Origin of the sequence: Gordonia sputi NBRC 100414, assembly GCF_000248055.1 — a bacterium.
Taxonomy (GTDB): domain Bacteria; phylum Actinomycetota; class Actinomycetes; order Mycobacteriales; family Mycobacteriaceae; genus Gordonia; species Gordonia sputi.
This window is the reverse complement of record NZ_BAFC01000049.1, coordinates 1-20,467: the sequence shown is the minus strand read 5'-3', so window position 1 is coordinate 20,467 and position 20,467 is coordinate 1. Positions and strand designations below refer to the sequence as shown.

The 20,467-nt window shown below is 65.0% G+C and carries 18 protein-coding genes; 6 read left to right on the top strand and 12 right to left on the bottom strand.

Annotation, left to right across the window (positions count from 1 at the left end; all coding sequences use genetic code 11):
* Nucleotides 1–4: 4 nt before the first annotated feature.
* The 10 genes from GOSPT_RS07540 to GOSPT_RS07495 all read right to left on the bottom strand — a co-directional run bounded on the left by GOSPT_RS07540 (nt 5) and on the right by GOSPT_RS07495 (nt 10,280).
* A complete protein-coding gene (locus GOSPT_RS07540) occupies nt 5–1,441 on the bottom strand; it encodes an MCE family protein (RefSeq protein WP_005204770.1) in 1,437 nt (478 codons plus the stop codon).
* Nucleotides 1,438–2,769 (bottom strand): MlaD family protein, encoded by a 1,332-nt coding sequence (locus GOSPT_RS07535; RefSeq protein ID WP_005204769.1) that lies wholly within the window; start codon nt 2,767–2,769, stop codon nt 1,438–1,440. The genes GOSPT_RS07540 and GOSPT_RS07535 overlap by 4 nt, the downstream gene beginning before the upstream one ends.
* Entirely contained in the window at nt 2,769–4,043 is a 1,275-nt protein-coding gene (locus GOSPT_RS07530; protein ID WP_005204767.1) for an MCE family protein, read from the bottom strand. Before GOSPT_RS07530 ends, GOSPT_RS07535 begins: the two co-directional genes overlap by 1 nt.
* A gap of 1 nt (nt 4,044) precedes the next feature.
* Nucleotides 4,045–5,196 (bottom strand): MCE family protein, encoded by a 1,152-nt coding sequence (locus GOSPT_RS07525; RefSeq protein WP_005204766.1) that lies wholly within the window; start codon nt 5,194–5,196, stop codon nt 4,045–4,047.
* Nucleotides 5,193–6,260 carry an MCE family protein gene (locus GOSPT_RS07520; RefSeq protein ID WP_005204764.1) on the bottom strand — a complete coding sequence of 356 codons (1,068 nt, stop codon included), beginning with the start codon at nt 6,258–6,260 and terminating at the stop codon, nt 5,193–5,195. Before GOSPT_RS07520 ends, GOSPT_RS07525 begins: the two co-directional genes overlap by 4 nt.
* The gene (locus GOSPT_RS07515) at nt 6,253–7,431 is read right to left on the bottom strand and encodes an MCE family protein (RefSeq protein ID WP_005204762.1); all 1,179 of its coding nucleotides are present in this window, start codon (nt 7,429–7,431) and stop codon (nt 6,253–6,255) included. Before GOSPT_RS07515 ends, GOSPT_RS07520 begins: the two co-directional genes overlap by 8 nt.
* A gap of 4 nt (nt 7,432–7,435) precedes the next feature.
* Entirely contained in the window at nt 7,436–8,287 is an 852-nt protein-coding gene (locus tag GOSPT_RS07510; RefSeq protein ID WP_005204760.1) for an MlaE family ABC transporter permease, read from the bottom strand.
* Nucleotides 8,288–8,290: 3 nt separating this feature from the next.
* Nucleotides 8,291–9,055 (bottom strand): MlaE family ABC transporter permease, encoded by a 765-nt coding sequence (locus GOSPT_RS07505; protein WP_005204758.1) that lies wholly within the window; start codon nt 9,053–9,055, stop codon nt 8,291–8,293.
* 60 nt (nt 9,056–9,115) lie between these two features.
* A complete protein-coding gene (locus GOSPT_RS07500; protein ID WP_005204756.1) occupies nt 9,116–10,006 on the bottom strand; it encodes a 3-oxoacyl-ACP reductase in 891 nt (296 codons plus the stop codon).
* Between the two features lie 85 nt (nt 10,007–10,091).
* Nucleotides 10,092–10,280 carry a ferredoxin gene (locus tag GOSPT_RS07495; RefSeq protein ID WP_005204755.1) on the bottom strand — a complete coding sequence of 63 codons (189 nt, stop codon included), beginning with the start codon at nt 10,278–10,280 and terminating at the stop codon, nt 10,092–10,094.
* Between the two features lie 107 nt (nt 10,281–10,387).
* Here GOSPT_RS07495 and GOSPT_RS07490 point away from each other — a divergent pair, with 107 nt between their 5' ends.
* From GOSPT_RS07490 to GOSPT_RS07475, 4 genes are all read left to right on the top strand, one after another.
* Nucleotides 10,388–11,590, top strand: coding sequence for an acyl-CoA dehydrogenase family protein (locus GOSPT_RS07490; RefSeq protein ID WP_005204753.1), 1,203 nt, complete (start codon nt 10,388–10,390; stop codon nt 11,588–11,590).
* A gap of 270 nt (nt 11,591–11,860) precedes the next feature.
* Nucleotides 11,861–13,027 (top strand): acyl-CoA dehydrogenase family protein, encoded by a 1,167-nt coding sequence (locus GOSPT_RS07485; RefSeq protein ID WP_005204750.1) that lies wholly within the window; start codon nt 11,861–11,863, stop codon nt 13,025–13,027.
* 13 nt (nt 13,028–13,040) lie between these two features.
* Nucleotides 13,041–14,537 (top strand): AMP-binding protein, encoded by a 1,497-nt coding sequence (locus GOSPT_RS07480; RefSeq protein ID WP_005204748.1) that lies wholly within the window; start codon nt 13,041–13,043, stop codon nt 14,535–14,537.
* A 315-nt stretch (nt 14,538–14,852) separates the two neighbouring features.
* Entirely contained in the window at nt 14,853–15,845 is a 993-nt protein-coding gene (locus GOSPT_RS07475; RefSeq protein WP_005204746.1) for a hypothetical protein, read from the top strand.
* Between the two features lie 368 nt (nt 15,846–16,213).
* On the opposite strand, the gene GOSPT_RS07470 is transcribed toward GOSPT_RS07475, so the two are convergent.
* The gene (locus tag GOSPT_RS07470) at nt 16,214–17,344 is read right to left on the bottom strand and encodes an NAD(P)H-dependent flavin oxidoreductase (RefSeq protein WP_039855144.1); all 1,131 of its coding nucleotides are present in this window, start codon (nt 17,342–17,344) and stop codon (nt 16,214–16,216) included.
* Nucleotides 17,345–17,363: 19 nt separating this feature from the next.
* Nucleotides 17,364–19,010, bottom strand: a complete 1,647-nt coding sequence (locus GOSPT_RS07465) for an acyl-CoA synthetase (protein WP_005204742.1) — start codon at nt 19,008–19,010, stop codon at nt 17,364–17,366.
* Nucleotides 19,011–19,087: 77 nt separating this feature from the next.
* On the opposite strand from GOSPT_RS07465, the gene GOSPT_RS07460 reads away from it, so the two are divergent.
* Together GOSPT_RS07460 and GOSPT_RS07455 are read left to right on the top strand one after the other, a co-directional pair.
* Nucleotides 19,088–19,870: a crotonase/enoyl-CoA hydratase family protein gene (locus GOSPT_RS07460; RefSeq protein ID WP_005204741.1), complete on the top strand. Its 783-nt coding sequence runs from the start codon at nt 19,088–19,090 to the stop codon at nt 19,868–19,870.
* A 66-nt stretch (nt 19,871–19,936) separates the two neighbouring features.
* The coding region (locus GOSPT_RS07455; RefSeq protein ID WP_005204739.1) for a cytochrome P450 at nt 19,937–20,467 on the top strand (531 nt) is incomplete at its 3' end.

The following is a 20,467-nucleotide window of genomic DNA, read 5'->3' as shown; positions in this document are numbered from 1 at the left end:
CGATTCACCCTGCCATCCCGCTGGTGATCAATCCCTGCCACGTGCTGCTTTGTCCTTGACTGTCGCTGCTTGCAGGAGCGTCCCTGCCGGTTCCGGCGTTGTACGTCTTGCCGTCCGGGCCGATGAAGTCACCCGTATCCGGATCGTACGTGGTGCCGTAAACGGCCGGACCAGCCTCATACGACCCGGGGGTACCAGGCGTCGTATAGCCGGCGGGGGCGGGCACGAGGCCCGGGATCCCGTTGGGCAGAGCGACGTTCTTCTCCGTGCTCGCCTTGAAGCCCGTCCGGCATTCCTCAGGCGTCGGGGCGCGTCGGCCGGGGAACTCGGCGCACGGGAAGTTCCTGGCACCGCGAACCGCGATCTGCGCATCCTGCGGTAACCGGCACAGCAGACCGGGAGGCAGGTCGCGGGCGGTTTGCACCGCGGGACTGCGCCACTCGTTGGACGGCATGAATCCGACGGTGCACGGCGCGGGATCCTGGAAGCCCAGCGAGAACAGGACGCTCGGCCCGTACTCGGCCGAGCCCTGATGAACCGCGGTCAGCAGCGAGCTGATCAACCGCGGATAGATCACCACCACCTGCTGGAGATTCGGCAGGTAGAGCGCCAGTGTCTTCGACGCGACGCCGAGGTTGTTGATCAGCATCGGCAGCGTCTGATCCATGTCTGCGAACAACTGCTGCGACTTCGACGCCGTCGACGGCCCCTTGGTCAGGATGTCGGTGATCTCCGGCTTGTTGGCACGCAACTGATCGGTCACCTTGACGGCGTTCGCCGTCCACGCACGGACCGAGTCCGCTGTCCTGTTCTGCGTCTCCAGCAGCGGGCCGGTCTGCTTGATCAGATCGATCGTCACGTCGACGTTCTTGTCGGCGTCGGCGACGAGGAGCGTCATCGAGTCGAGCAGGCGCCGAAGATCCTCACCGGTTCCGTTGAATGCGGTGAACGCCTCGTCCATCACGTTGCGCAATCGGGTGTCGCCCACCTTGGCGAGCAGGGCATTGGCCTGCTCGAGCACCGACGAGATCTCGACCGGCACGTCGGTGCTGTGCACGACCGCACCGTCGCCGAGATAGTCACCACCCGATCCGGACTTGGGTGTGAACTCGACGAACTGCTCGCCGACCGCCGACACGCTGCGGATCGACGCAGTGGAGTCTGCGGGGATCTTCGCCGAGCTGTCGATCGACAGCGTCGCCGCGACACCGTTCGACGTGAGGCGGACCTCCTTGACCTTGCCGACGTTCACTCCGCGGTAGCTGACGTTCGCGTTGGTGTAGATGCCGCCCGTGCTCGGCAGTTCGAGTGTCACGTCGTAGCGACCGACACCAGCCATCGCGGGCAAGCGCACGTAGTACACGGCCATCGCGACAAGTGCGACGACGGTGACGATCGCGAAGATCGTGAGCTGCATCCGGACGAACCTGGTGATCTTCATCGGCCACCACCGTTCGCGGGAACGGGTGTCCGGGGAGCGGACGTCCGGGGGGCGGTGGACGTTCCCGTTGCGGTCGACTCCTGCGTGCCGGCGGGGACAGGGTCCGCACTGTCGGGCCGCTTCTCACCGCCGGGTACCAGCGGCGACGTGAACGGATCCAGCCCGCGCTTGGCCGCTCCGGCAGGTTGGCCGGTCACCCCTTCCGGTCCGACGAGACCCGAGGTCATCAGAATTGTCTGCTTGAGCCTGTCGACCGTCAGGTCGAGCACGAGGTCGGAGTTCACGTAGTCGCCCTTGACGATCTGCGGAATCGTCTCCTCCAAGAAGGGGAAGGTGAACAGGATTCTGGTCGCCCCCGGCAGCGCCGGACCCGCCGCAGCGAGTGCGCCGAGCGTCGGATTCAGGTTCGCGACGATGGTCTTGATGTCGTCGGTGTTGGCGCGCAGCACATCGTTGACGGTCTTCGAGAGGCCACTGAGCGCCGACAATGCGCCGGTGAACTTGTCGCGTTCGTCGTTGAGCATCGCCAAGATGGCCGGCCCGTCGGCGAGAGCCTTTTCGACGGTCGGCTTCTGCTGGTTGATCGTCGTACTCAACCGGTCGAGGCCGTCCATCGCGTCGATGATGTCGCCCGACTGGCTCGAGAGGTCGGAGATGAGCGTGTTCAGGCGCGGCACGAGCGCGCGGATCGACGCCGCGTTGCCGCCGAGCACCTGACTGAGCTCATGGGTGATGTCGCCGAGCTGCGAGAGTCCACCACCGTTGAGCACCACCGATAGTGCACTGAGCACCTGTTCGGTGGTCGGGTATGCGCACTGGGGTACCTGCTGGGCGGAGTTGATGTCTGCGACCCGCTGGCCCGATGGCTGCTCGATGTTCTTCTGCTCCGGGCACGCGGGCAGCGGGATCTGATCGCCGGCGTGCAGGTAGCCGGTTGTCGCCTTGTCGGGTGGCACGATCGCCAGATGCGTCGACCCGAGCACGCTCGTCATCCCGACCTTCACGTACGAACCGCGTGGAACCTGCACCCCCGGGTTGAGCCTGATCGGCACCGCCGCATGCCAATTCGCGTCGACATCGATATTGCCGACGCTTCCGACCGTCACGTCGTTCAGCATCACCGGTGAGTTGTTGGTGAGACCCGCCGCGGTCGGGATCACCGCTGAGATCTCGTACGATCCGTTGCCGGTGCCCTGCGCGCCCGGCACGGGCAGGCTGTCGGCGCCGTCGAATCCACAGGCCGTCGCGATGGCCGTGACCACCGCGATCATGAGCGCGCCGCGCAGGCTCCTGCGGCGCGACCCGCGAGTTCGGTTGGGGCGCAGCATCAGCCCTCACCTCCCCACGGCACCAGCAGGTCGCCGAGCCCGCCGCCGTTACCGCGACGCGTCGCTGCGTCCTGATCGCGAATGCCCTGCTGGGCGCGGGCCTTGACGTCGGCGTTCTGGTAGGTGACCTGGCTGGGTAGTGCGCTCTTGCCGACGACCGGATCGGAGAGGAAAGGCGGGTACGCCACCGAGATCGAACCGAGAACGGGCGCAAGCACATCGACACACTTCTCGACGTCGGCCTGGCTCTGGCCCGGCCTGTTGTTGGCCTCCATCGTTCCGCAGAGCAGCGTGATGAGGTTGTTGCCCATGCCCAGCCCGAAAACGCCGGACAGTGAACCGGTCAGCGGGTTGTAGATGTTGTAGAAGTTGGCGAGCTGATTGGGCGCCGAGTGCAGCAGCCCGCGGATCTGGTTGTCCTTGTCCGCGAGGATGCGCGTCGTGGTCGACAGCTTCGCCACCGAGCTGGTCAACGCCTCCTTGTTCTGGTCGATGAACGCCGTGATGTCGCTCATCGCGGAATCCAGATTGTGCATCGCGCCGTCGAGCTGCGTCGTGTTGTCGGCGAGAACATCTGTCACAGAGGCGATCCGGCCATTGAACTGAACCAGCTCCTCGTGACTCGTCGAGAGCGCGTCGGTGAGCTTCTGCAGGTTGCGGATCGTCGAGAACAGGTCGTCGCGGCCCGACGACAGCGTCGACATCACGTCGGAGAGGTTGGTGATCGACGAATTGATCGCCTCACCGTTGCCCTGCAGGTTCTTGTCGGCGACGTCCATCAGCTTGGCGGCCGATCCCTTGTCGGCGCCATCGGGTCCGATCGCCTTGGTCAGACTCGAGAGTTGCTTCTTGACGTCGTCCCACTCCATCGGAACAGCGGTGCGCTCCATGGGAATCGCGCTGCCGTCGTTGAGCTGCTCTCCGCCCGCGTAGACCGGAGTCAGTTGGACGAACCGGCCGGAAACGAGACTCTGAGCCACCACCACGGCCCGTGCGTCGGCCGGAATCGCCGTCGACCGATCGACGTCGAGCGTCACCTTCACATCGCCCGCACGAGGCGTGATGGAGCTGACCTTTCCGACGCGGACACCGAGCACACGCACGGTGTCGCCGGTGTAGAGACCGTTCACCGACGGGAAATAGGCGGTGATCGTCTTGGTGGTCGCCCTGTCGTAGACCGCGTATCCGATGATGGCCGCGAGAACCAGCAGCGCCACCAGACCCGCTGCGCCCCATGCCTTTCGACTCCCCGGGAGGGAACGACGGAATGCCATGTCAGCCACCTGCCGTCGGGGTCGGGTAGGTCGGCGGCGGCGCCGGTGCCGTGTTCTTCTGCGGGGAGGGCGGCGCTTGGCTCCAAGCCTGCGGCAGCAGCGGGAAACCGCTGTAGCCGAACGCCTTCCACGCCTCGGGATACTTCTGCTGAAGGATCTTCATGAACGTCGCGGTGTAATCGCCGAAAGTACTGACGCCGACCAGGGATTCGAACCGCGGGCCCGATGCGACGGCCTCGCCGAGCGCATTGGCGTACGGCCCCAGCCGGTCGAGGGTCTGTTTGAGGTTCTCCTCGTTGTCGTTGAGGATGTCGAGCACACCGTCGAGTTTCGTCAGGGCCGGCCGCAGTTGTTCGTTGTTCTCCTTGATGAATCCGGAGATCTGCTCGGCGACGTCGCGGGTCCCACTGATGAGCTGCGCGATGGCGGTGCGTCGGAACTGCAGTTCGCCGACGAGCGAATTGGCATCCACGAGAAGCTGATTGATCTGCTTGCTCCGGTCACCGATCACGTCGGTGACACCGTTGGCTTTGGCCAGCAGTGCACGAAGGTTGTTGTCGCGGTCGGCAATCGCCTTGGACAGCCGTGACACGCCGTCGACCGCGCCCTGTACTTCGTCCGGGGTGGACGAGAACGTCACCGACAGGGTGTCGAAGGCCTTGTTGAGCTGATCGGTGTCGGTCTGTGCGAGCGAATTGGTCGACTCGTCGAGAGCGTCGGAGAGTGAATACGGTGCGATGGTGTTCCGGTTGGCGATCGACTCGCCCGGCCGGATCCGTCCACCGCCGTGCGGCAGAATCGTCAGATTCCTTCTGCCGAGCACTGTTTCGGTCTTGATCGCGGCCTGCGTATCCGTACCCATCACCACGGTATCGTTCATGCGAAAGGTGACCGAGGCCTTCGTGCCCTGGTCGGTCGGTGCGAGCACGATGTTCTCGACCGTACCGACCTTCACGCCGGAGACCGTCACGATGTCGCCGGTCACCAGCCCGCCCGCGTCGTCGAAATATGCGGTGTATCTGCTGATCGGTGACAGATACGGCAGCTCGTCCATCTGCATCGCGACGATCACGACCATCGCGGTGACGACTACGCCGATGAGTCCAATCTGAACTCTGCTGCGCCCGTTGAGGAGCGCCCGCTTCTCGCTCATGTCGCCGCGCACCTCCCTCCGGCCTTCGTGGTATCGCCCATCACGTCGTTGGAGGTGAAGAAGTACTGCTTGCCGTCGGGTCCGCTGAGCAGCAACCGGATTCGACAGAAGTAGATCTGCAGCCATGCACCGTAGCTGCCGAGATTGGAGAGCTTCTTGAAGTCATTGGGGAGTCGTCCCGCGAGTTGCCGCAGGTATGGCTCCGACTTCAACAGGTTGCCCGAGACCGTGCCCGTCTCGGCGACGATCTGCTTGAGATCGGGACGCGTCGCACCGAGCAACCCCGACAGTCCGTTGGTCACCGCGGCCGTCTGCGTCAGCGCGTTTCCGATGGTTCCGCGCTGTGCCGACAGGCCGGTGATCAACTGCTGCATCTGGTCCAGGCTGGTGTCGAGACCCTTCTTGTCGCCGTCGAGAATGCCGAGCGTCTGGTTGAGGTTGTCGATGACGTCGCCGATCAATTGGTCCCGATCGGCGAGCGCGCCGGTGAACGACGACGTCTGCGCGAGCAGATTGGTCAACGCCTCCCGCTGTGCTCGGCCCTGAAAGACCTCGATCAGCGACGCAGACAGTTGGTTCACCTCGTCGGGGTTGAGCGTGCGGAACAGCGGTTTGAACCCGCCGAGCAACTTGTCGAGGTCCATCGCGGGCTCGGTCTGCCCGATCGGGATCGTCGCCCCCGAGGGCAGTGTGTCGTCGGGATCGCCCTCGCCTTGCTCGATGTCGACATATCGGTCGCCCGTCAGGTTTTCGTAGCGGATCAACGCGCGCACGGATCGCGGTAGCCGGTACTTCTCGTCGACGCTGAACGACACCTCGGCGTCGTTGCTTCGCGTCAACCCGACCTTGTGCACGGTGCCGACCTGCACGCCGGCGATCTTCACCTTCGACCCCGACTTCATCTCCGACGCACTCGTGAAGATCGCGGAATAGTCCGACGACGATCCCGGCCGATAGTTGCTGAACACGGCGACGAGGCCGACGAAGACCAAGATCATGACGGTCGCGAATGCGCCCAGCTTGATGACGGTGGCGCGGAACGCGCGGGTGCGATTGTCAACCACGGGCGGGCTCCCCGAAGAGCACCTGGAAGAGCTTCTCGCGTGAGGCCTTCGGAGTGGTGCGTGGCTGGTAGGGCACGGGAGCGTTGTCGGTTACGTAGAAACCCGAGTTGACGTCGGTTGTGGGATCACTCAGGGCTCCATCGCAGGTCGGCGGGCCGTCGGCGCCGACAATCGGGAGGCTCTGCGGATACGTGTAGGGGTCGGTGCCCGGCTGTAATCCGGCGTACAGCAGCAGGTTGTTGTTCTTGCCGCCGAGCATCGGCTTGGCGAGATCAGCGGCCTGCGCGCTGGCCGTCAAGAAGCACGTCAGTCCCGGCGACTGGTAGCCGAGAAGCCGCGCGACGGGGTTCAGGTTCGACAGTGTGTTGATCAGTGTCTGCTTGGGCGGCGAGAGCACGCCGTTGATCGTATTGGCCATCCCAGTCGCGTTGATCAGAAGCGCGTCGAGGTTGGCCGAGTTGTCGAGCAACGTGTTGCCGAGGAACGTCGCGTTGTCGATGGTCCGCATCAGATCCGGCATGGCGTCGGCGTACACATTGGTCGCTCCCGCGGCCTGTTCGATCGCCTCGTTGAGCTCCGGCAGATGAGGGTTGGTCTTCGCGAGCAACCCCGACAGTTGGTCGAGCGAGGCACCGATCTGCTTGCCCTGCCCCGACAGTGCAGTGTCGACGGCGCCCATCACGGCGTTGAGCTTGTCGGGCTGGAGGTCGGCGAGCACGTTGACCAACTGTTGGAAAACGGTATTGAGTTCGACGACGACCCGGTCGGCCGCGATGACCTGCCCGGCGTAGAGGTGGCCCTGCGGTCCGGTCTCTGGGATCACCAGGTTGACGGCTTTGGCCCCGAAAACCGTGTTGGATTTGATGTCTGCGGTCACGTTCGCGGGGATCTGCGACATTTTGTCGCTGTCGATGTCGAGGTCGAGCACCGCGTGACCGTCGGCCTGCCTGATCGTCGCGACCCTGCCGACCTGCACACCGCGCAGTTTCACCTTGGCGTCGGGACTCATCACCAGACCGGCTCGCGGCGTGTTGAGCGTGACCGACTGAGTGTCGGCGAACCAGCCGAGGAACTGTGCGCCGGCACCGACGACAACCGCGACGAGACCACCCACCATGATCACCGCTGCCGTCTTGCGGACCAGTGGGCTCCGCTCTTGTCTGCGCGCCATCTGATCAGCCCGCCAGGTTGAACTTGCCGTCGGCGCCGTAGATGGCGAGCGAGGTGAGCAGAGTGATGACGACGACAACCACCAGCGACGCGCGCACCGCGTTGCCGACCGCGACGCCCACGCCGACCGGACCGCCGTCGGCGTTGTAGCCGTAGTAGGTGTGGATCAGCATCACCGCGATGGCCATACAGATGGCTTGCACGAACGACCAGAGGATGTCCGACGGGATCAGGAACGTATTGAAGTAGTGGTCATACACACCCGACGACTGCCCGTAGAGCACGACCGTTGCGAATCGGCTGGCGACGAACGCTGCGAGGGAGGCCAGCGAGTAGAGCGGGATGATCGCGATCATGCCCGCCACGATGCGCGTGCTGACCAGGTAGGGAATCGACGAGATCGCCATGGTCTCCAGTGCGTCGATCTCCTCACTGACGCGCATGGCACCCAACTGTGCTGTCGCTCCCGCGCCGATCGTCGCGGCAAGCGCGATACCCGCGATCACCGGAACCGCGATGCGGACGTTGATGAACGCCGAGAAGAATCCCGTCAGCGCCTCGACACCAATGTTGGCCAGCGAACTATAGCCCTGAACCGCGATGGTGCCGCCCGTGAACAACGTCAGGAATCCGACCACGACGACGGTGCCGCCGATCATCGCCAGCGCACCAGAGCCCATGGAGATCTCCGCGATCAGCCGAAGCGTCTCCTTCTTGTACTGGCGTACCGCTCGCGGGATCGCAATCAGGCTGTCCCAATAGAAGAGCGCCTGATCGCCGATCTGGTTCCAGTCGTCGCCCGCGCGTTTGATCGCGACTCTGGCGGTCTGGAGCCGCGTCGTGAAGGGAAGGACCATTTCTCAGCCCGCCGTCGCCTTCACGCCGACCGCGGTCACCACGACGTTGACGACGAACAGCGCCATGAAGGAGTAGACGACGGTCTCGTTCACCGCGTCGCCGACGCCCTTGGCCCCACCCTTGACGTTGAGTCCCTGATAGCAGCCGACCAATCCCGCGAACAGCCCGAACAGCGCCGCTTTGACCATCGAGATCATCAGCTCACCGAAGCCGGTGAGCAGCGTGAGGCTGGCGAGGAACGCACCCGGATTGACGTCCTGCAGATAGACCGAGAACAAGAATCCGCCGCCGATACCGATCGTGCACACAAGGCTGTTGAGCAACAGCGCCACGCCGGTCGAGGCGATCACGCGAGGAACCACCAGTCGGTGCACCGGGTTGATCCCGAGCACCTCCATCGCGTCGATTTCCTCGCGGATCGTCCGTGCGCCGAGGTCGGCGCAGATTGCCGTGGCGCCCGCTCCGGCGACGATGAGCACCGTGACAATGGGACCGATCTGAGTGATCGTGCCGAGCGCTGCGCCTGCTCCCGACAGGTCTTGCGCACCGATCTCGCGCAGCAGGATGTTGAGCGTGAAGCTGACGAGCACGGTGAAGGGGATCGCCACGAGCAGCGTCGGCATCATCGAAACACGCGCGATCGCCCACGATTGCTCGACCGTCTCCCGCCACTGAAAAGGACGATGAAACAGCTCGCGGAATGAATCGACACCTAGGGCAACGAAGTCGCCGACCTGTTCCAGCGGCGCGTCAAGCCTGCGCGACAAACGTCTGCTCCTCTTCCCCGGTTTCCAAGCAACCTAGCACGCAAAACACACAGAAGTGGGTCAGTTGACCAGCCCACGCGCCGTGAAGGTTTTCGACGGATCGCGCTCGGCAAAATACGACGTGAGCGTCTTCGCGAGATCGTCGGAATCCCAGGTGCCACTCTCGGCCTCGAAGACCTCGTCGACGGTCGGCGCGGCCATCAGGGTAACGCGCGGACCATAGACGACGAAGACCTGTCCGGTCACGTCGTCGGAGTCGGGCGACGCCAGAAAATTCACGAGTCGTACAACGTGCTCGGGCGACAGCGGGTCGACGCCATCGGCGGGTCCATCACCGAATACCGCGGCGGTCATCGCTGTCCGCGCGCGTGGACAGATCGCGTTTGCACGCACGCCGTAGCGCTTGAGCGCGCGCGACGAGGAGAGGGTGAGCGCGGTGATCCCGGCCTTGGCCGCGGCGTAGTTCGCCTGCCCCTCGGGGCCGAGCAGACCGGCTTCCGACGAGGTGTTGATCAGGCGCCCGTAGACGGGTCCGCCCGCCTTCTTCGACTCGTTGCGCCAGTAGGCGCCTGCGTTGCGGTTGAGCAGGAAGTGTCCCCGGAGGTGGACCCGGATCACCAGATCCCACTCGTCGTCGGTCATGTTGAACAGCATCTTGTCGCGGACGACGCCCGCGTTGCTGACCACGACGTCGAGTCGGCCGAGGTCTTCGGTGGCAACGCGCATGATCTCTGCCGCGACGCCGGAGTCGGAGATGTCGCCTGCGACGGGCACCGCTCGGCCGCCCGCGCCGGTGATGGTCTCGATCGTGTCGCTGGCGTCGAGCGCGTTCGCGAGGTCGTTGACGATCACGGTCGCACCCGCCTTGGCGAGACCGATCGCCTCGGCCCTGCCGAGACCAGCACCGGCGCCGGTGACCACGGCGACCCGATCGTCAAGTGACTGCACCATCACGAACCCCTTTCAATTACTAGAACCTGTTCTAACATGCGCGCCCTGCGCGCCGGAACAGAACCCCCGAAACCACTCGTCGAATTCACTCGAGCCGCAGTGCCGACTTAGGACATCCGGCCACTGCCCGACGCACCTCGTCGACCTTCTCGTCGGGCACCTCGTCGGACAGAATCACCAGGTAGTCGTCGTCATCGAGGTCGAAGAACTCGGGTGCGAATCCGACGCACACACCGTTGGCCTCACATAGGTCGAAATCCGCCTTGATTCGCATCAGTACCCCTCTTCGTTGTCAGGTCCGCTGGTTGACGGCTGGGTGGATACAGGTTAGAACGTGTTTCAGAAGTTGGCGAGTACCCACCGAAAGCACAGGGGTCGAACATGCGCATCGCGTACACAGAGCAACAGGCCGATCTCCGTCGCGAGCTGCGGTCGTATTTCGCAGGGCTGATGACAGACGAACGACGCGCCGCACTCACGGGCGGTGACGGCGAACTCGGCGAGGGCGACGCGTACCGCGACGTCGTGGCACAGATGGGCTCCGACGGCTGGCTCGCGCTCGGCTGGCCGACCGAGTTCGGCGGCCAGAACCGTTCGATGATGGACCAGTTGATCTTCACCGACGAGGCCGCGATCGCGGGCGCGCCCGTCCCGTTCCTGACCATCAACTCGGTTGCGCCGACGATCATGAACTACGGCACCGACGAGCAGAAGGCCTTCTTCCTGCCCAAGATCGCGGCGGGTGAACTGCACTTCTCGATCGGATACTCCGAGCCGGAGGCAGGCACCGACCTCGCGGCTCTACGCACGACCGCCGTGCGCGACGGCGACGAGTACGTGATCAACGGACAGAAGATGTGGACGTCGCTGGTCGCATACGCCGACTACATCTGGCTCGCGTGCCGCACCGACCCGTCGACCCTCGAGCCCGGCGGAAAGAAACACAAGGGCATCTCGATGCTCATCGTCCCGACCGACAGCGCCGGATTCGACTACACCCCGGTCCACACGATGTCGGGCGTTGACACATCGGCCACCTACTACTCCGACGTCCGGGTACCGGTGAGCGCGCGAGTCGGCGAAGAGGGCGGCGGCTGGCCGCTGGTGACCAATCAGCTCAACCACGAGCGGGTCGCGCTCTGCAGCGCCGCCCCCGTGCAGACCGCGCTTCGCGAAACCGTCGCTTGGGCACAGCAACACAAGACCGGCGACGGCCAGCGCGTCATCGACGCACCGTGGGTGCGCACAAACCTCGCGCGGGTACACGCGAAGGTCGAGTACCTGAAGTTGATCAACTGGAAAATCGCCTCCGCCGCGGCATCCGGCGGATCGCCGAGTCCTGCCGACGCCTCGGCCACCAAGGTTTTCGGCACCGAATTCTCCACCGAGGCTTACCGTTTGCTGATGGAGGTCGTCGGACCCGCCGCGACGCTCCGGCAGGATTCGCCCGGCGCCCAGCTCCACGGCCGACTCGAGCGCTACCAGCGGACCTCGCTGATCCTCACCTTCGGCGGCGGCACCAACGAGATCCAGCGCGACATCATCGGCATGCTGGCCCTCGGCCTCCCGCCCGCCCGCCGCTGAGGCGCTGATCGAGCTACTTTTCGCTGATCGAGCTTGTCGAGATCACCCCGCTGATCGAACCCCACCACCGCTGATCGAGCCACCTTTTGCTGATCGAGCTTGTCGAGATCACCCACCCACCGACCAAACCCCCACCCGCTGATCGAGCCCACTACCGCTGATCGAGCTTGTCGAGATCACCAGCCCGCCAACCGACCCCCACCCGCCGACCGAGCCAACAACCGCTGATCGAGCTTGTCGAGATCACCCACCCACCGAGGAGCACCCGCCATGGACTTCACTCTCCCCGAGACCGCAACGGCGGTGCGCGATCTCGCCGCCGACATCGCGACCAAGATCAGCACCTCCGAGCGAGTCGCTGCGCTCGAAGCCTCGTCGGCGCCACTCGACGACCAGCTCTGGCGTGAACTCGCAGCCGCGGGCCTGCTCGCTCTCGAACTCCCCGAAACCCTCGCGGGCGACGCCGCAGGCGAGCTCTCGACCGTCGAGAACACCGCCGTCGCAGAGCAACTCGGCACGCACCTCGCCCGCGTCCCCTTCGGACAGCACGCGATCGCGGCCGGCCCGATCCTCGCCCGATACGCCGCCACGACGCTCGCAGCCGAGCTACTGCCCCGCCTCGCCGACGGCACACTCATCGCAACCGCCGCCGTCGAAGAAGACCTCGGCGACGACGCGCTCTCGCCCACAACCACTCTGACCAAAACCGACGACGGATACGTGCTGCGCGGCAGCAAGATCAACGTCGGCTATGCCGCTGCGGCAGGGCTGCTGTTGGTCACCGCACATGATTCCGATTCGGTCGCGGTCGCGGTCGTCGATGCCTCCACCACCGGCATCACGATCACCGAAACCCGCTCCACCGGCCTCACTCCGACCTATCACGTCGAATTCTCCGACGTCGCACTCGACGATGCCCATGTCCTGCACGGCGTCGACGTCGTATCCGACCTCGTCGATCGCCTCACCCTCGCGGTCTGTGCTGAGCAGTCCGGGGTGCTCGCCGCCGCGCTGGACGCCACCGCACGCTACGCCCGCGAACGTGAACAGTTCGGGCGGCCGATCGGCTCGTTCCAGGCCGTCGCGCAGCGCCTCGCGGACGGTTACATCGACGTCTCGGCGCTGTCGCTGACCACCACCCAGGCCTCGTGGCTCCTCGCGCAGTCCGACGAGGGTTCGTCCGGCGACCCCGAACACCCCGAAACCACCGGCAGCGCAGACGTTTCCGCTGCCATCGCCACCGCGAAGTTCTGGGCAGCGGAGTCGGGGCATCGAGTGGCGCACACGGCCGTCCACGTCCACGGCGGCGTCGGATTGGATACGAGCCATCCCACGCACCGATACTTCCTGCGCGCCAAGCAGAATGAATTCACCCTCGGATCTGCCAACACTTCGCTCCGACGGCTCGGCGACGCGCTCGCGGCTGACCCTGCATGACGAATATACCGTCGTGACCGTCACCGATCTCCTGTCGAAGCTGGCCGACGTCACCGACCGCGGACTTTACGTCGACGACGAATTCGTTACGTGGAGTGAGCATCTGCGACGCTCCGCGCAACGCGCAGCCGCTGTCACCGACCTGTTGACCGACGGCCGACCGCCCCACGTCGGCGTGCTGATGAGCAACGTCGCCGAGTTCAGCTATCTGATCGCTGCGGCGGCGCTCGGCGAGTTCGTCGTCGTCGGCCTCAACACCACCCGACGTGGCGCCGCCCTCGCCGCCGATATCGCCACCGCCGACTGCGATCTGGTCCTCACCTGCTCCGACACCCGGCACCTCCTCGCCGACGTCGACGTCGGCGCGCGAACTATCGACGTCGACTCCAACGAGTGGCCGAAACTACTTGCACCCCAAGTCGATACACCCGTCAAGTTCCCCGCTTCCGCCGACGACGATCTGCTGATGCTGATCTTCACGTCCGGCACCACCGGCGAACCGAAGGCGGTCCGCTGCACCCATCGCACGTTCGCCGCAAGCGGCACGATGCTCGCCGAACGCTTCGACATCGGCCCCACCGACAACATCTACCTCTCGATGCCGATGTTCCACTCCAACGCCACCATCGCCGGCTGGTCGGTCGCGGTGGCAGGTGCAGCGTCGATCACGTTGCGGCGCAGGTTCCCTGCGAGCGCCTTCCTACCCGACGTTCGCCGCTACGGCATCACCTACGCCAACTACGTCGGCAAGCCACTCAACTACATCCTGGCGACGCGCGAGAACCCCGACGACGCCGAGAACCCGCTGCGGATCGTGTACGGCAACGAGGCGTCGGAACGCGATCGACGACGCTTCGCCGCCCGATTCGGCTGCAGCGTCATCGACGGCTTCGGTTCCACCGAGGGAGGTGTCGCCATCACCCGCACTCCCGACACTCCCGACGACGCCCTCGGACCATTGCGCTCACCGACAGCCATCGTCGACCCGGAAACCGGCGATCCCACACCTCCGGGCGAGATCGGCGAGATCGTGAATACCTCCGGCCCAGGACTTTTCAGCGGCTATTACTGCGACGACGCCGCGACTGCAGAACGCATGCGCGGCGGGGTTTATCACACCGGCGACCTCGGCTGGGTCGACGACTCCGGCTACATTCACTTCGCCGGACGCCTCGGCGAGTGGATGCGCGTCGACGGCGAGAACCTCGGCGCCGGACCGATCGAGCGAATCCTACTGCGCAACAGCCATATCCAACAGGCCGCCGTGTACGGGGTGCCCGTCGAGATCGGCGACGAGATCGAGGCAGTTCTGGTCGCCCCAACACTCGCGCCATCAGAGTTCGCCGACTTCCTCGCCGCCCAGAGCGACCTCAGCCCCAAGCAATGGCCCCACCGCGTGCGCATCGTCGACGAACTACCCGAGACCGCGACCTTCAAGACACTCAAACGCACTCTGCGCGAAGCTGATTCACCCGCGACCTGGACGCGCCACGGCCGCACGTACGCCTGACCGCCAACCCCGCCACCGCCGCTTCGCCCGGCCTGCACCGCCCGACCGTCGTCCCTGCCCGCCGCGCAGAAACTAGGGGAAGGATTGTTTCCCCCAGTCTCCGACCTCTCCCCGCCAAACTTCGCGCGGAAACCCCAGAAACCCGAGGAAAGATCGCGCCCCGTGCCCCCGGCCCTATACGCCGGGCTCCCGCGCCCTGCACCCCAACCATCATCGGCACGACGACTTGTCCACAACGCCGCGAAACTGACCTACTTATCCACAGACCGCCGTCGTCGACGACTCCCTTCCGCGACTTTCAGCCACGATCAGTCCGTGACCACATTCCCCGTATCCGACCCCGAAGGGTCCACCTCCGCCAGCCGAATAATCTACCGACGCAGCGTAATCGGCGAGGGCGGCACCGACCGCGACATCCGACGTGCGCTCAAAGAGCGACAGATCGACCGATTGCGCCACGGCTCGTACGTGTCGTCTTCCGCGTACGCCGACCTCGAAGACCACGAACGCACCGAGACCAGATACCGCGACACGGTCGTGGCCGCGGCACGCAGCGGCACCTCCCGCCGATTCCTCAGCCATCAGTCCGCGGCGGCCATGCTCGACGTGCCGCTCCTCGACCCCGACCACTCAGTCGTGCATTTCGTTTCAGAGCGCTCCGGGCGCACGTCGCCGGGACTCGTCATCCACCAGGCACCGATCCCCGACCACCATCTGGTGACCGTCGACGGATTCCAGGTCACGTCGATCGGGCGAACCGTCTGCGACGTCGCACGTCTCGGTACCTTCCGGCAAGCTGTGTGCGCCCTCGACAGCGGGCTCTACCAAGGGCGCATACGCGAGCAACCCGTCGACCTTCAGCCCATCGTCGACGCGCTCGGCCCCTGCCACGGAATCAACGTTCTCCGAACTGCACTGATCCTCGCCACCGACCAGTCGGAATCGATCGGCGAAACGATCAGCCGCTGCGTTCTCTGCGACGCCGAACTCCTCCCGAACCCCGAACTGCAGGTCGTCATCACACTCCCCGACGGCACCACGTACCGCTGCGACTTCGGCTGGCGTGATGCGACGGGCCGACTGCGCGTCGTCGGCGAGTTCGACGGTCGGACCAAGTACCACCGCCAGTCCGCGGCCAGCGGCGGTGCCCTTCCCGAAGACGTGATCTACGACGAGAAGCTGCGCGAGGACGCCATCCGAGCCCGCGACATCGCCGTCGTGCGCTGGAACTGGAACGACCTCGCCGCCCCTCGACGCCTCGTCGGACGAATCTACGATGCGTTGCAGCGCAGCGGCGTCGTCGAGTGACCAGCGACGTCGAGTGTCCGTCCGCGGCACAAACTAGGGGAAACAATCCTTCCCCCACTCCCACACCCTTCCCCGCCAAACATCGCGGGGAAACCTCAAAAACCCGAGGAAAGAAGTCTTCCCCTACTTCCTGCCCGGCCACCAGCCCCGCGCCCGCCCAATCCCGACCCAGCCAACAAAACCGCGATTCGACGTCCCGCCCGCGCAGAAACTAGGGGAAACAATCCTTCCCCCACTCCCACACCCTTCCCCGCCAAACAACACGGGGAAACCTCAAAACCCCACGGAAAGAACCCTTCCCCTACTTCCTGCCCGCACCCCGACGGCCCCCGCACCCCCGACCGCCAGCAACACGCCGCGCCAGCCCCCTACTCCAGCGTCTTCCCGAGCCGTGCGGCGGACTCCTGGTACTCGCTGACCAGGTCGGCGATCAGTGCGGCGACGGGGGTGATCGAGTTCAGCCGGCCGACGATCTGGCCCGCGGGCATGGCGACGACGCCTGCGTCGTCGGCCTGCGAGATCCGCGCGTGCGCCTCCCCCACGAGCAGATTCTGCAGCGGCATCGGTAGCGGCTCCGGAGCGCCGGGAGCATCCCAGGCGTCGGTCCACTTCGTCTTCAACAGTCGGGCGGGCTTGCCCGAGTAGATCCGACGACGCACCGTGTCCCTCGACGACGCCGCGAGCAGCGCCTTTTGCACCGTCGACGGCCCGTCGCCGGTGGCGCCGAGTCGGTACTCGGCCGCGGTCAGCCAGTACGTGCCCATCCACACACCCTGTGCGCCAAGAGCTATCGCCGCCGCCATCTGCCGACCGCTGCCGACTCCGCCCGCTGCCAGCACGGGTGCGCGATCGCCGACGGCGTCGACGAGTTCAGGCCAGAGCACCATCGACGTCACCTCACCGGTGTGCCCGCCACCCTCGTAACCCTGTGCGATCACGATGTCGACGCCCGCTTCGACATGATGCAGCGCATGATCTTTCGCGCCCGCAAGCGCTGCGACCTGCACACCATTCTCGTGCGCGACGCCGATCACGTCCGGCGGCGGTGAGCCCAGCGCGTTCGCGATCAGCTTGATCTGTCCGTACTTGCGGGCGTGCGCCATCGCAACGTCGACGTGCGAGCGCGCCACTGAGTGCAGCCAGCCGAGCACTCCGGCATCCACCCGGTTGCCGTCGGGCAGCGGCGGCACCCCGAGATCGTCGAGGGTACGTTCGACGAATGCCCGGTGCTCGGGCGGAATCATCGACTCCAGGTCGACTTTACTTCCCTCCGTGGGGATCTTGGCAGGCATCACGACGTCGACGCCGAACGGCTTACCGTCGGTGTTCTCGTGCATCCACTCGAGCACGTCATCGAGCTCCGACGCGTCGTTGAACCGTACGCACCCGAGGACACCCATTCCGCCTGCCCGGCTGATCGCGGCCGCGACCTCCTGACTCGGCGTGAAGCCGAAGATCGGATAGTCGATACCGAACCTCTCGGTCAGCTCCGTGCGAATCACTCTCTCGCCCATTTCTTTACGCCCTTCCACTGACGGCCTGTGCCGACGCGTCGGCCGGTCGCGACTCGGTGATTTCCCTACCCCATCGATAGTTCGGTTTACCCGCCGGAGACCGTTTGATCTCGTCGACGTACCACACGCTGCGCGGACACTTGTATCCCGCAACCTGTTCGCGCACAACCCTGTTCAGGTCATCCAGGGTGGGTCTGGCGTCGTCACGCGTAGCGATGACTGCCGCGACACGCTCGCCGTACCGTTCGTCGGGAACGCCGACGACGACCGTGTCGAACACATCCGGATGCGCCTTGAGTGCCGCTTCGACCTCTTCGGGAAACACCTTCTCGCCACCGGTGTTGATCGACTGCGATCCACGCCCCATCATCGTGATCGACCCGTCGGATTCGACGGTCGCCAGATCACCGGGGATCGAGTAGCGAATCCCGTTGAACTCCTTGAAGGTTCGTTCGGTCTTTGCCAGATCGTTGTAGTAGCGCAACGGAATATTGCCGGAACGCGCCAGGATTCCCACCTCGCCCGAGCCGGGCTCGACGGGCGTTCCGTCCTCACGCAGCACCACGGCAGCCTTGTCCGCGGTCACCCGAGGAGCACCCGTGTGCGACTGACCCTTCTGCGCCGCCGACATTCCGCTGAAACCCGTTTCCGACGACCCGATCGCGTCGATCACGAGAAGGTTCGGCAGCAGATCGAGGTACTCGTCCTTGACACTCGCAGAGAAGAGCGCAGCCGACGATGCCAGTGAGACAACGGAACTGGTGTCATACGTACGCCCGTCGGGATGTCCGGCCTGCAATGCGTCGACCATCGGACGCGCCATCGCATCTCCGGTGATCATCACGACGTTGACCTTGTGCCGCTCGATGATCTGCCAGGTGCGGTGCGCGCCGAACTCCGGGTAGATCACGGCCTTGCCGCCGACGAAGAGTTCCTGGAACACAGCCCACTGCGACCCGCCGTGGATGAATGGCGGGATCGGAAAGCGCACCAGTTGGCCACCTGCCGCACCGTCACGAGCCTGCTGCCACTCGTCGGACACGCGCTCCCCGGTGTAGAAGCTGATGCCCCCGCCCAGAACCCGCCAGATGTCCTCCTGGCGCCAGACGACGCCCTTCGGGAATCCCGTCGTGCCGCCGGTGTAGAGCATGTACAGGTCGTCGTCGCTCCGCGGCTCGAAGTCACGGTCGACGCTCCCCCTCGCGATGGCATCCGTGTAGGGAATCGCGCCATCGGGGGCAGGTTCGACGCTGCCGTCTTCGATGACGATCACGTGCGCCAGTTCCGGTGCATTCGGTAACACGTTCCGCACGCGGTCACCGTACTGGCGCTCGTAGATCAACACCTTCATGTCGGAGTCGGTGACGATGTGCTCGAGTTCGGCCGCGACGTACCGGTAGTTGACGTTCACCATCACCGCACGGACCTTGAAGATCGCCAGCATCGCGACGACACATTCCAGTGTATTCCTGCTGTACAGGCCCACCGATTCTGTCGGCCGGACGCCGAGTGTGATCAGTTCGTGCGCGAGCGCGTTTGCCTCTCGCTCCAGCTCGGCATATGTCATCGACCGACCGTCTGTTTCCAGTGCGGTCCGGTCGGGCATCAGGTCGACGGCGTGCTCGATCAGGTCGGCGATATGGAAGGCCATGACGACAAAATTAGAACGTGTTACTGTTTTCGGCAAGGCCTGTTCGGCTACCGATCACCAGCCACCAAGGAGCACCGATGCCGGAGTGCCTCGTCGAGAAGCGCGGACACGTTCTCATCGTCACCATGAATCGCCCCGAAGCGCGCAACGCGTTGTCGACGGAGATGATGGCGATCATGGAGGAGGCCTGGGATCAGGTCGACGCCGATCCCGACATTCGTGTCGCCATCCTGACCGGCGCGGGCGGATACTTCTGCGCGGGCGCCGACCTCAAGTCGATGAACGCCAAGCCCGCAGGCGACAAGTTCGCCGACGGCGGGTGGGACCTCACCCGGATGCCCGCACTCCTCAAGGGTCGTCGACTCACCAAACCGCTCATCGCAGCCGTGGAGGGACCGGCGATCGCAGGGGGCACCGAGATACTGCAGGGCACCGACATCCGTGTCGCGGGCGAGAGCGCGAAGTTCGGTGTGTCCGAAGCCAAATGGGGCCTGTTCCCCCTCGGAGGCAGCGCCGTCCGGCTCGTTCGTCAGATCCCGTACACGATCGCCGCCGACATCCTGCTCACCGGACGCCACATCACCGCAACCGAAGCCAAGGAGTACGGCTTGATCGGCCACGTCGTGCCCGACGGTTCGGCACTCGATAAGGCCCTCGACATCGCCGACGTCATCGCCGCCAACGGCCCGCTCGCCGTCCAGGCGATCCTCAAGACCATCCGCGACACCGAGGGAATGCACGAGGAGGACGCGTTCAAGATCGACGCCGACCTCGGGGTGCGCGTCTTCATGAGCAAAGACGCCAAAGTCGGCCCACGGGCATTCGCCAACAAGGAAAAGCCCGTCTTCACCGGCGAGTGACCACTCGCTAACTCCGCGGAGTGACCACTCGTTGACAGGCCAACCGGAAGGCGGCAGGGTCGGAGCATGGCGCGGCTGCACATCGACAACGACTGGTCAGGTCAACGATTTCCGAGTCCCGGGCGTCGAAAGCCACTGATCGGCGACCTCGGCGTCGCCGATCCCCGCCATCCGTTGCTGAGGATGTTGACGCTCGGCGCCAACCTCGGCCCGATCTACGAGATGCAGGTCTTCCGCCAGAAGTTCGTCTTCATCGCCTCGGCCGAACTCACCGCGGAACTCTGCGACGAATCGCGGTACTGCAAGGCACTTCCGCCCGCGATCGAGGCGCTACGCGACTACGCGGGCGACGGCCTGTTCACGGCGCGTAACGACGAGTCCAATTGGCAACTCGCACATGACCTTCTGATGCCCGCATTCACCAAGTCGGCCATGCGGTCCTATCACCCGATCATGCTGCAGACGGCCGGCGAACTGTTCGACTACTGGGACGCACTACCGACCGACCCCGCAGGCACCACCACCGTCGACGTCACGCGTGACATGACGAAGCTGACCATGGAAACGTTGAGCCGCACCGCATTCAGCCACGACTTC